This window comes from Flavonifractor sp. (genome assembly GCF_019422385.1).
Taxonomy (GTDB): Bacteria; Bacillota; Clostridia; order Oscillospirales; family Oscillospiraceae; genus Flavonifractor; species Flavonifractor avistercoris.
The window spans coordinates 40,116-51,553 of sequence record NZ_JAHZDL010000006.1 but is presented as its reverse complement, the minus strand read 5'-3'; the positions used below and the strand labels follow the sequence as shown (position 1 = coordinate 51,553).

Below are 11,438 nucleotides of genomic sequence, written 5' to 3'. Positions count from 1 at the left end.
GCGGGTACGGGACAACATGCGCCTGCTGGCCCGGACGGGGCGGTGGCTGGGGGGCGTGCCCCCCACCGGCTTCCGGGCCGAGCGGGCGGCGGAGGTGATCGTGGACGGCCGGCTCCGCACCGCCTGCCGCCTGGTGCCGGAGCCGGCGGAGTGGCTGGCGGCGGGGGAGATCTTCCGCCTGTTCCTGGCCCGGCAGAGCCTCACCGGCCTGCCCGCCGCCCTGGCGGACATGGGGGTGGTCAACCGGCAGGGCAAACCCTTCTCCCCGGCGGGCCTGCGGGAGATTTTGCAGAACCCGGTGTACTGCGCCGCCGACGGCGACGCCTGGGCCTGGTTCGCAGAGCGGGGGGCCGATCTGTGCTTCGTCCGGTCGGACTGCGACCCCCGCCGGGGTTTGCTGGCCTATCAGAAGCGGGACTACACCGGCGGCCGCTCCCCCCGCAATCCGGTGGAGAGATGGATCGTGGCCCTGGGGAGGCACCCGGCCCTGGTGCCGGGGCGCACGTGGATTGCCGCCCAGGCCCTGCTGACCCCGGGCCGCGCCCCGGCGGTGCACAACCCCAAAGCCCTGCTGTCCGGTCTGCTGGTGTGTACCCGGTGCGGCGCCCCCATGCTGCCCAAGGCCCGGAGGGGCGGGGCCTACGACTACATCTGCCGGACCAAGCTGCGGGGCGGTGTGGCCGCCTGCCCCTGCCAGAACCTGGCCGGGGCGGAGACCGACCATCTGGTGCTCTCACAGGTATTGGAGCACCTCCCCGGGAAATACGCGGCCCTGGCGGGGGCGGCGCTGGACCGGGCGGAACAGCGGGCCCTGTGCCGGGCCATGCTCCAGGGGTGCCGGTGGGACGGGGAGGCACTGACTTTGACCCTCTGCCGGCTGTGAATTTGCCCTTTCTCCGGAGGCCCATTCCCGACGCTGATTGCAATCCTCTCCATGTTCTTCGCGGGCACGGCGGGAGGGCTGGCGGGGGGCCTGCTGGCCGCCCTGCTGCTGACCGGGGTGATCCTGCTGGGCATCCTGCTCACCTTCTGGGCCTCCCGGCTCCTGTCCGCCACGGTCTTGAAGGGGGTGCCCTCCTCCTTCACTCTGGAGCTGCCCCCCTTCCGAAGGCCCCGGGTGGGGCAGGTGGTGGTGCGCTCGGTGCTGGATCGCACCCTCTTCGTGCTGGGGCGGGCGGCGGCGGTGGCCGCCCCGGCGGGCCTGCTGATCTGGCTGTGCGCCAACGTGCAGGTGGGGGGAGACAGCATTCTGAATTGGTGCACCGGCTTTTTAGACCCCTTCGCCCGCCTGCTGGGCCTGGACGGGGTGATCCTCATGGCCTTTCTGCTGGGCTTCCCCGCCAACGAGATCGTACTTCCCATCGTCATCATGGCCTATCTCTCCACGGGGAGCCTTGTGGAATACGAGAACCTGGCGGCGCTGAAAACCCTCCTGGCAGACCACGGCTGGACGTGGCTGACAGCGGTGTGCACCATGCTGTTCTCCCTGGCCCACTGGCCCTGCTCCACCACCTGCCTCACCATCGCCAGGGAGACCAGGAGCATCAAGTGGACGGCCCTGTCCATCGCCCTTCCCACCGGGGTGGGCATGGCCCTGTGCCTCCTGATGGCCTCCGCCGCCCGCCTGTTGGGACTGGTCTGATTTTAAGGAAAATTTAACTGTACATCTACCGGTGGTCGTGCTATCCTGAGCAGTGGATTCTTGACCTTCCACGGGGTGGAAGGTGTATGGTTCCCCCGTGGTGCGCCGGACACAGCCCCGCACCGCAGGAACCATGAAAAAGGAGGAATTGGATATGAAACGAATTTGCTCCCTGCTCGTGGCAGGGGCCCTGGTCTTTCCCCTGGTGATCCCCGGCGCCGGCGCGGCGGAGGCGGCCCCGGCCACCCTGGAGGAGACGGCCCAGGCCGCCGCCCAGGCGGCTTTGACCACCGGCGGGGCCCAGAGCATCCAGTACGCCGTCTGGCAGGACGGGGAGATCATCCTCACCGGCCACGCCGGGGACTACTCCCGGACGGAAAACCGGGCCCTCACCGACGATATGCTCTACGGCATCGGCTCGGTGAGCAAGGTGTACACCGCCGCCGCCGTGCTCAACCTGGCGGAGGAGGGGAAAATCGATCTGGACGCCCCGGTGACCGCCTATCTGCCCGATTTCACCATGGCGGATGATCGCTATACCGATATCACCGTGCGGATGCTGCTCAACCACTCCTCCGGCCTGCCCGGCTCCACCACCGCCAACGGCTTCCTGCTGAACGACCCGGACACCCTGGCGGCGGACACCCTGCTGGAGGAGCTCTCCGGCGAGACCCTGAAGGCCGACCCCGGCGCCTTCAGCGTCTACTGCAACGACGGCTTCACCCTGGCGGAGCTGGTGGTGGAGGCGGTCAGCGGCATGGACTTTGACGCCTATGTCCGCCAGGCCATTCTGGAGCCCGCCGGGCTGGACAACACCTGGTTCCCCGGCGAGGACTTTGACCAGAGCCTGCTGGCCAAAACCTACCTCACCGCTGAGGACACCCGTGCCCTGCCCAACGAGACGGTGGGCATCCACGGCACCGGCGGCATCTACGCCTCCGCCTCCGACCTGGCCGCCTTCGGCGGGCAGGTGTGGTGTACCGACGCGGTGCTCAATCAGGAGAGCCGCGCCGCCGCCCTGGCTGACGAGTACGCCCGCGGCCTGTGGCCGGAGGACGACGAGGACGTGGTGAGCTACGGCCTGGGCTGGGACAGCGTCCACTGGTATCCCTTCGCCTACAGCGGCATCCAGGCCGCGGCCAAGGGGGGCGACACCATCGTCTACCACGCCGGGCTGGTGGTGATCCCCGAGTACAACCTGGCGGCGGCGGTGCTGTCCTCCGGCGGCGTCAGCACCTACAACGAGATGGCGGCGGGACAGATGCTCATCGCCGTCCTGGCTCAGCAGGGGGTGGAAGTGGACCAGACCGCCCACACCCTCCCCGCCGCCGAGCGGGCGGAGATGCCCGCCGAGCTGATGGAATACGCCGGCATTTACGGGGATTCCTCCTCGGCGGCCATTGTCACCGTGACGGCCGACGGCGTCCTGTCCACCGGAAACACGCCCCTGTACTACTACAGCGACGGCTCCTTCCGGGATGAAAACCAGATCGTTATGCTCAAGTTCGTGGAGGAGAACAACGGCCAGGTCTACCTGTGGCAGAAGGGCTACTCCTCCATTCCCGGCCTGGGGGAGCAGCCCAGCTCCTCCTACATCTATGTGAAGCTGCCGGAGAATCCGGTCTCCCCGGAAACCCAGGCCGCCTGGGATGCCCGCAGCGGCAAGCTCTACCTGGCCCTGAACCTGAAGTACACCAACATCAACTACCCCCTGGCCCTCCCCGCGGCGGCCCTGGCCACCGACCCGGTGAACATGCCCGGCTACATGGCCTTTGACCGCATCGTGGACGCCAACCGGGCCGAGGGCGCGGCCCAGATCCCCAGCCTGTACGGCCGGGACTGGCAGAACATCACCATGACGGAGCAGGACGGGGTGGAGTACCTGTCCCTCATGGGGGGCCTCTACGTGGACGGAACTACCATCGAGACCCTCTACGGCGGCCCCTCCTCCCACTCCACCATCCAGGCCGACGGCTATGCCCGGTGGTATCAGATCGGCGCCGACGCGGCGGGCAAGACCCTGACCGTCCAGGTGCCGGAGCACGGCGGCTTCGCCGTCTACGACGCCAACGGGGCCAACGTGGCGGCCTCCTGGGCCTGGGGCGACACCTCCGCCACTCTGCCCGCAGGCGGCTGGGTGGTGTTCGCCGGCGACCCCGGTATGCGGTTCCACCTGGCCCTCACTGAGGCCGCAGAATGAGATTTCCCTTGGACCTTAAAAATGTCGCAGCTCAACAGAGAGGCGCGGAGATTTCCTCTCCGCGCCTCTCTCCTGCAAAAGAAACGCACCGCCCATTTGGGCGGTGCGTTTCTTTTGCAGGGATTCCCGTTCAAAACGATGGGATACCTGCGTGCCATACTTTTGCGGACTGCATGGATGGTTTTGTTCTGGTTTGATCAGCCGATGCCGCCCCACCAGATGCCCAGCACGAAGCAGGCAACACACAGGGGGACAAAGACATACTTGCCGAAGGGCATGAACCACTTCGTGATGGGCTTGTCGGAGCCCAGCTGAGCGGCGGCCAGGGCATCCTTCTTCTTCATGACCCAGAAGAACATGATGCCGGCGGCCACAGCACCCAGCGGCAGGATGTAGATGGAGACCATGTCCATCCACTGGGAGGTCCAGGGCTGGATCAGCAGCGCCACGATCACGCCCACGACGTGGATGAGGCCCACGGCCATCCAGCGCTTCAGGTGGAACTGCTGCTGCAGGAAGTTGACGGGCGTCTCAAACAGGTTGATGACGGAGGAGACGCCGGCGAAGAGGATGGCCACGTAGAAGAAGATGACGATCAGTCTGGCGATGCCGCCCATGCCGTTGAACACGGGGAGCACGTAGATGAACATCAGGCCGGGGCCGCTCTTATCCAGCTGGGCGCCGGTGGAGGCCATGGCGGGAATGATGATGAACATGGCCAGCAGGGCCGCGGAGGTATCCAGAATGGCGCAGATCACAGCGGACTGGCGGATCTTCACGTCATCGCCCAGATAGGAGCCGTACACCACGGAGCCGGAGCCAGCCACCGACAGGGAGAAGAAGCACTGTCCGAAGGCGTAGACCCAGACCTGGGGATTCAGCAGGCCAGCGGGATTAAAGGTGAAGATGTACTGATAGCCGGCGGCGGTGCCGGGGATGAAGATCATCACGATGGCCAGCACGATGAAGAGGACATACAGGATGGGCAGCATGATCTTGCAGGAGGCCTCGATGCCGTTGGACACGCCGGCCAGCATGATGACCAGAGAGACCACGATGCCGACGATGATCCAGAAGTTGTTGGCGCCGCCGGTGGCGAAGGTCATCTGAAGGGCCTCGGGGAGGCTCTGCGCCTCCGGAGCCATGGCTCCGAAGGTGCCGCCGATGACATCCATGTCGGTACCCATGGCGGTCAGCTCACCGGTGATGGCCATCTTGGTGTAGGCAAACACCCAGCCCATGACCACGGAGTAGCCGATGGCCAGGAGCAGGGAGCCCAGCACGGGCACGCCGCCGATCCACTCGCCGAGCTTCTTGGAGTGGCCGCCGTTCTCCATGGCCTTGCCGAAGGCACCGGAGGGGCCGCTCTTGGCCCAGCGGCCCAGAGAGAACTCCTCCATCATGCCGGACTGGCAGATGATGAATGCGAAGATGAAGTAGGGGATCAGGAAGGTCAGGCCGCCGTACCGGGAGACCAGCATGGGGAAGCGCCACACGTTGGCCATGCCCACGCAGGAGCCCACAGCGGCCATAATAAAGCCGAATTGGGACTTAAAGCCATCCTGCTTCTGCAGGGTGTTATTATTCGCCATAAATTGCACCTCTCATTCTTTCCCCGCTGCCTCCGCAGAGGCAGCTTCGAAACAAAACCTTTGCATTGCAAAAGGGCCGGCATCCAACAAACGAATGATTTTGTCTGCCGAACACCGGTCCTCCTTTTGATCCTGCATTGTTCCACGTCATGCAGTCACGCAAAATTGTGCCGGGAAAAGAACGGCGCCCAACAAACCAGACTATTCTGTTTGTTGGGCGCCGGTTCCGCCAGAATGGCCGCATTGTTACCACGTCATGCGGTCACGCAAAGTTGTCGGAAAGGGAGCTTACTTCTCCTCGTTGGGATAGGGCTCCAGGAAGGCGTGGAAGTGACGCATCGGCAGGTTGTGGCCCCAGACAATGCGCATGTTGGGGATGTTCTCGCGGTCCTTGTACAGGTCGGCCACGGCGGCGATGACGTAGTCCAGGTGCTCCTGGGTCAGGCGGCTGCGGTCGATGGCAAAGCGGACCACGTTGCAGACCTCGGCCTGCTGCTCGGGGGTCTTCAGGTCATACTCCATGGAGTAGTCGCCCAGCTCGGAGACACGGATGCCGTAGCGGCGGATCAGCTCCAGGCTGAAGCCCTCGCCGGCGAAGGTGTCATGGCCGCGCTTGCCGTCGAAGAACTCGTCCATGTTGATGTACACGGCGTGGCCGCCGGCGGGCAGCACGACGCCCTTGACGCCGGCCTTGTAGAAGCCCTCGGCCAGGTAGTTGCACTGGGCAACACGCTCGTTCAGGTAGTTGAAGTCGCAGGACTCATACAGGCCGACAGCCAGAGCCATGATGTCACGGCCGGACATGCCGCCGTAGGAGTCGTTGCCGTAGCAGGAGATCTGCTTCACCTTCAGCAGAACGCCCACATCGGTCTTAACGGTGCCGTCCTCGTTGAAGTCGGAGAAGTTCTTCCAGAACAGGCCCTTGTCGCGGAAGGCCAGCATGCCGCCCATGTTGGCGTGGCCGTCCTTCTTGGCGGACATGGTGAACACGTCGCAGTAGGAGAACATCTCGGTGGCGATCTCAGCGATGGACTTGTCGGCGTAGCCTTCCTCGTTGGTCTTGATGAAGTAGGCGTTCTCGGCCCAGCGGGCGGCGTCGAACACCAGGGGGATGTTGTACTTGTGGGCCACGCGGTTGATCTCCTTCAGGTTGGCCATGGAGACGGCCTGGCCGCACACCGGGTTGTTGGTGATGCAGGTGAAGATCAGGGGCACGTTCTCGGGGCCGACGCCCTCAATCAGCTGCTCCAGCTTCTCGATGTCCATGTTGCCCTTGAAGGGGTTCTTCTCGTACTTGCCGCCCTCGGGAACCTCCCACAGCAGCTCCTTGTTGTACAGGTTGCGGGGGATGGAGCCCATCTGCTTGATGTTGCCCTCGGTGGTGTCGAAGTGGCCGTTGGAGGGGATGGTGAACTTCTTGCCGGGATAGCGCTTGGCGAGGATGTTCCGCACGATCTCCATCAGGACGGACTCAGCGGCACGGCCCTGCTGGATGATGAAGGTGTTGGGGCGCTCCATCTGCGCGGCGCCGCCGTTGAACAGGCCGCCCTCGTACTCGCAGAGGTAAACCTCGTCCATCATCTTCTCAACGTCGCGGCAGTCGGTGCGGACCAGGTCGATGATCTTCTTCCAGTTCTTCTCGCCGCCGCGCTCGAAGATGTCGCGGAAGGTGTCCAGCAGCACATAGTAGCCGGTGTTGCGGCCATAGGCCTCGTCGCCCAGGAACAGGGAGGCCCACTGATGGTTGGTCATGGCGGTGGTGCCGGAGTCGGACAGCATGTCGATGGTCAGCATGCCGGCGGGGAAGGCGAACTCGTTGTAGTGAGTGGCCTTCAGGGCGCGCTCGCGCTGCTCGATGGTGACGGTGGGCACGTCACGGACGGCGAAGGTGTAGTGATGGGGGGCGGGAACGTTCAGGGGATAGTTCGGCAGATTCTTATCGATGTCCATTTTGATTACCTCCAATAATCTTGGCGCGATGCGCCTTTGTTTTCAGAGGATACCCCGGTCGTCGGAAGCGGGAAGACCCCGCTCCAGCAACTGGCGGACAGTAACCTTCCTGAACAAAATTGTGTGGGAACCTCTTTACAGTGCAGCGGTGACCTCGATTTCCACCAAGGCATCCTTGGGCAGACGGGCCACCTCGACGGCGGACCGGGCGGGATAGCTCCCCTCGGTAAAGAACGTGGCGTACACCTCGTTCATGGCGCCGAAGTTGTTCATGTCGCTCAAGAACACCGTGGTCTTGACCACCTTGTCCATGCCGCTTCCGGCGGCCTCCAGAATCGCCTTCACATTGGTGAGGGACTGTCTGGTCTGGGCCTGAATCCCCTCGGGGAACGCGCCGGTGGCGGGGTCAATGGGCAGCTGACCGGAAGTGATGATCAGTCCATTGAGGGTCACGGCCTGCGCGTAGGGCCCGATGGCGGCGGGCGCGCGGTCTGTGCTGACAACTTGCTTCATAGTCTGGGTTCCACCTCCCTTCAACTGTAATGATTTTATTACAAGGAGAATAGTGTGTCAAGATGGAATTGTTCATTTCGTTGAAAAGTATATTTTACGATGTATATTTTGTGTAAAATAGCAACAACAAAAGAGTTATAGCGCAATAATAAATTTTAGTTATAAGAATTTATTCAAACTCTTTGACAAAGCCTGATTCTCTTATTATAATAGGCTTAAGAGAAAACTCTCACGCTGCAAAAAATGAGGGGAGGGGACTGAATATGGCCAGCCAGTTGCTCCAGCAGTATGTAAAATTAACCGAATTTCTCGGCCATACACTGGGCCCGGACTATGAAGTAGCCCTGCATGACCTGACGGACCGGAACCGATCCATTGTGGCCATCGCCAACAGCCACGTCAGCGGCCGGAAACTGGGGGCGCCGCTGACCAATACGGCGCTGAAAATCCTACGGGACAAGAGCTATGAGAGTCAGGACTACCTGCTTCACTACCGCGGCGTCTCTGCGGATGGGCGGGTGCTGCGCTCTTCCACCTTTTTTATCAAACAGAACGGCAAACTGCTTGGGATGCTGTGCATCAATTTCGACGACAGCCGATACCATGCGGTGAGCGAGGAGATCCTGCGTCTGTGCCATCCTGACAAATTTGTGGATACGAATTTCCAGGTGGACACGGGCCGGGCTGACGAGCTGTCCGCCATTCCCGCCCCGCCGCCGGAGCGGTTTCACAGCTCCAGCGGGTCAGTGGCCGAGGAGGCCGTCTACCGGGCGCTGGACCGGCTGGGCCTTTCTCCGTTGCGCCTGACGCCGGAGGAACGGATGGAGATCATCGCAGGCCTGGAGGCTGACGGAATTTTCCTGCTCAAGGGGGCGGTCAAGCCGGTGGCGGATGCGCTCCAGTGCTCTCAGGCAAGCATCTACCGCTACCTGTCCCAGATCCGGCGTGAGCGGACGGGACAGCGTGTGCGCCCGGAATAGCGCACGCAGCCGCGCCGGCGGTCCGCAGGGCGGCTTTTATAGGAGAAGGAACAAGCAAAACAAAATATTGCTGGGAGGAGACATCATGGTGATGGAACTGACGCCGGAAAGAGCGGCGGATTTTCAGACTGCCTGCGCGTACGAACGTGTATTTGGCTCGGAGATTCTCGCTCTGCTGAGGGTTTACGGCCTGGATGACGGAAGGGTGTGCTTCTACCTGGAGGAGCAGGAGGGGAGCCCTGCGGCGGCCATCGCCCTGCAGGACAGGGCGCTCTGGGTGTCCGCCCGCCCCGGGACCGGAGTGGATGGGCTGACAGCCCTGGCCCGGAGTATCGACGGCCTGCTGGAGGTCAACGGAGATCTGGCCACGGCCCAGGCCCTCCAGCCCATACTTGGCGGCGAGATCGACAGCAGTGTCTACATGGTGTACCAAGGGGAGATGCCGCCGGCCGACCCGGCGGTGCACACGGGCACCCGGGAGGAGGTCTTTGATCTGCTCCAGCGGGGACACCCCTATTTCCGGGCCCACCATGCCGACTTCGCCCCCTGGGCGGAGGAAATGGCCCGTAAGCAGGAGCTGGGCCTGGCAGAGCTCTTTGTTATGGAGGCGGAGGGGCAGCTGGTGGGTACCGGCAGCATCGGCGCCGAGGATGACGAGTGCGGTGTGATTACTTCTGTGGCGGTGGTGCCCGAATTCCGCCGCCGGGGTTACGGCGGCCGCATCACCAGCGCGGTAACCCGGCGGATTCTGGAAAAGGGGAAGGTCCCCCGGATGAACGCCGGCTATGAGGCGGTAGCCCGCCTCTACCGCAGCTTGGGCTTTGTGGACTGCGGGAGATGGGGCTGCCTCTGCCTGGAGGGGCTTCCCACATGACAGCCGGATATATGCGGCGCATTGCCGATATCGTCTTGGGCATGGTGGTCAGCGCCGTGGGGATCGTGATGATGCTCCAGGCCAACATCGGCCTGGAACCATGGAGCGTCCTTCAGGAGGGCATGTCCAACACCCTCGGCATCACCTATGGCACCGCATCTATGATTGTGGGGGCCGTGGTAGTGGCGGTGTCCCTGCTGTGCGGGGAACCCATCGGGCTGGGTACAGTCCTGAACATCATTCTCTGCGCACTCTTTATTGACGGCCTGCTGGCCCTGGACTGGATTCCCCGGATGGAGACACTGTGGGGCGGCCTGCTCATGCTGGTGGCTGGGCTGGAGATCCTGGTCATCGGTACCTGGCTCTATATGCGGACTGCCCTGGGCTCCGGCCCCAGAGATTCCCTGATGGTGGCGCTGGCCCGCAAGACCGGACGGTCGGTGGGGATCTGCCGTGCCACGGTGGAGATTGCCGTGATTGTGGCAGGCTGGCTCCTGGGCGGACAGGTGGGCATTGGCACCGTCATCTCGGCGGTGGGGCTGGGCTCCCTGTTCAATCTGAATTTTAAACTGCTGCATTTCCATGCGTCAGAACTGCGCCAGGAGAGCATTCTGGAGACGCTGCGCAGCCTGTGCCGGCTTGGCCGGAAGACCTCCTGAGCGCCTCCCTTCCTTTGATATATGTTGGACTCAGAAAGGAGGGATCCTATGCAGCTGCAGCAGCTGATCTACTTTGTGACCGTGGCGGAGCAGGGCAGCATCAACAAGGCGGCGGAGAAGCTGTTTATTACGCAGCCCAATTTGAGCAAGGCCATCTCCAACCTGGAGAATGAGTTGAAGGTGCGGGTATTCAACCGCACCAACAAGGGCGTGGCCCTCACCGACGGAGGTAAGAAGCTCTATCAGTATGCCCGCACCATCCTCAACCAGATGGAGCTGATTCAGGGCCTGTCCCAGAAGGAGCGGCCCCGGATTCTCTCTGTTGCCGCCTATCCCATCATCACCATGGGCAGGCTGGCGGCGGAGTTCCACAATGCACACCGGCAGGACAATATTGAGATCAAGCTGGTGGAGCAGCGGCTCCAGGCGGTGCTGGAGAGCGTGGAGGGCGGCCATGCGGAGATCGGCTTCGTCATGGTCAACAACGCCCAGCTCAAGGAGTTCAAGCACACCGTCGCCTACAAGGATCTGGAGTTCCACCTGCTGGGCATGGACACCTGGTACCTGAACGTGGGCCCCCACAGCCCCCTGTACGGCCGGAGCGAGGTGACCATGGAGGATCTGCTGGACTGCTCCTTTGTCCGCCTCCCCGACGACTACTTCTCCAACCTGACCCACTACCTGGAGGTGGGGGGCATCCACCTGTACAAGATCCGCCGGGTGGTCCACGTCAGCGACAGCGCCGCCATCCTCACCCTGCTGCGCCAGACCGACGTGATCCGCTTCGGCCCCGCCCTCAGCGCCCCCGACTTCGCCGAGTACGGCATCCGCTCCATCCCGGTGCGCAACTCCGGGGTGGAGATCAGCATCGGCTGGGTCCAGCGCAAGCGTGAGCTGCTCACCCCTGAGGCGGAGGAGTTCGTGGGCCTGCTGAAGGGGCTGTTCCCCTCCCCCGGGGCGGCGGATCCAGAGCCGCATCCGCTATAACCTGTTATTCATATTTTTTATGGCCAAGTTATAACCGAATG

At 63.1% G+C, this 11,438-nt stretch carries 10 protein-coding genes; 7 read left to right on the top strand and 3 right to left on the bottom strand.

Annotated elements, in window-relative coordinates:
• The 3 genes from QZ378_RS01900 to QZ378_RS01890 form a co-directional block, all read left to right on the top strand.
• On the top strand, positions 1-883 hold an 883-nt coding region (locus tag QZ378_RS01900), incomplete at its 5' end, for a recombinase family protein (RefSeq protein ID WP_291257124.1).
• Positions 884-934: 51 nt separating this feature from the next.
• Positions 935-1,642 carry a nucleoside recognition domain-containing protein gene (locus tag QZ378_RS01895; RefSeq protein ID WP_291257123.1) on the top strand — a complete coding sequence of 236 codons (708 nt, stop codon included), beginning with the start codon at positions 935-937 and terminating at the stop codon, positions 1,640-1,642.
• A 154-nt stretch (positions 1,643-1,796) separates the two neighbouring features.
• Positions 1,797-3,842, top strand: a complete 2,046-nt coding sequence (locus QZ378_RS01890; RefSeq protein WP_291257122.1) for a serine hydrolase — start codon at positions 1,797-1,799, stop codon at positions 3,840-3,842.
• Between the two features lie 197 nt (positions 3,843-4,039).
• Here QZ378_RS01890 and QZ378_RS01885 read toward each other — a convergent pair whose 3' ends face one another.
• From QZ378_RS01885 to QZ378_RS01875, 3 genes are all read right to left on the bottom strand, one after another.
• The gene (locus QZ378_RS01885; protein WP_291257121.1) at positions 4,040-5,434 is read right to left on the bottom strand and encodes a sodium-dependent transporter; all 1,395 of its coding nucleotides are present in this window, start codon (positions 5,432-5,434) and stop codon (positions 4,040-4,042) included.
• 288 nt (positions 5,435-5,722) lie between these two features.
• A complete protein-coding gene (locus QZ378_RS01880) occupies positions 5,723-7,384 on the bottom strand; it encodes a tryptophanase (protein ID WP_191378642.1) in 1,662 nt (553 codons plus the stop codon).
• A gap of 135 nt (positions 7,385-7,519) precedes the next feature.
• Positions 7,520-7,897, bottom strand: a complete 378-nt coding sequence (locus tag QZ378_RS01875; protein ID WP_291257120.1) for a RidA family protein — start codon at positions 7,895-7,897, stop codon at positions 7,520-7,522.
• 263 nt (positions 7,898-8,160) lie between these two features.
• Here QZ378_RS01875 and QZ378_RS01870 point away from each other — a divergent pair, with 263 nt between their 5' ends.
• The 4 genes from QZ378_RS01870 to QZ378_RS01855 all read left to right on the top strand — a co-directional run bounded on the left by QZ378_RS01870 (position 8,161) and on the right by QZ378_RS01855 (position 11,397).
• A complete protein-coding gene (locus QZ378_RS01870) occupies positions 8,161-8,877 on the top strand; it encodes a PAS domain-containing protein (RefSeq protein WP_291257119.1) in 717 nt (238 codons plus the stop codon).
• Positions 8,878-8,962: 85 nt separating this feature from the next.
• Positions 8,963-9,751: a GNAT family N-acetyltransferase gene (locus tag QZ378_RS01865; RefSeq protein ID WP_291257118.1), complete on the top strand. Its 789-nt coding sequence runs from the start codon at positions 8,963-8,965 to the stop codon at positions 9,749-9,751.
• Complete coding sequence (locus QZ378_RS01860; protein ID WP_291257117.1) at positions 9,748-10,410, top strand: hypothetical protein; 663 nt, start codon at positions 9,748-9,750, stop codon at positions 10,408-10,410. The genes QZ378_RS01865 and QZ378_RS01860 overlap by 4 nt, the downstream gene beginning before the upstream one ends.
• Positions 10,411-10,458: 48 nt before the next feature.
• Positions 10,459-11,397, top strand: coding sequence for a LysR family transcriptional regulator (locus QZ378_RS01855; RefSeq protein ID WP_291257116.1), 939 nt, complete (start codon positions 10,459-10,461; stop codon positions 11,395-11,397).
• Positions 11,398-11,438: the final 41 nt, after the last annotated feature.

Bases quoted from the DNA above. Each gene is read 5' to 3' on its own strand.
- QZ378_RS01875 (WP_291257120.1), bottom strand. From the start codon at position 7,897: ATGAAGCAAGTTGTCAGCACAGACCGCGCGCCCGCCGCCATCGGGCCC.
- QZ378_RS01870 (WP_291257119.1), top strand. From the start codon at position 8,161: ATGGCCAGCCAGTTGCTCCAGCAGTATGTAAAATTAACCGAATTTCTC.
- QZ378_RS01860 (WP_291257117.1), top strand. From the start codon at position 9,748: ATGACAGCCGGATATATGCGGCGCATTGCCGATATCGTCTTGGGCATG.
- QZ378_RS01865 (WP_291257118.1), top strand. From the start codon at position 8,963: ATGGTGATGGAACTGACGCCGGAAAGAGCGGCGGATTTTCAGACTGCC.
- QZ378_RS01880 (WP_191378642.1), bottom strand. From the start codon at position 7,384: ATGGACATCGATAAGAATCTGCCGAACTATCCCCTGAACGTTCCCGCC.
- QZ378_RS01895 (WP_291257123.1), top strand. From the start codon at position 935: ATGTTCTTCGCGGGCACGGCGGGAGGGCTGGCGGGGGGCCTGCTGGCC.
- QZ378_RS01885 (WP_291257121.1), bottom strand. From the start codon at position 5,434: ATGGCGAATAATAACACCCTGCAGAAGCAGGATGGCTTTAAGTCCCAA.
- QZ378_RS01890 (WP_291257122.1), top strand. From the start codon at position 1,797: ATGAAACGAATTTGCTCCCTGCTCGTGGCAGGGGCCCTGGTCTTTCCC.
- QZ378_RS01855 (WP_291257116.1), top strand. From the start codon at position 10,459: ATGCAGCTGCAGCAGCTGATCTACTTTGTGACCGTGGCGGAGCAGGGC.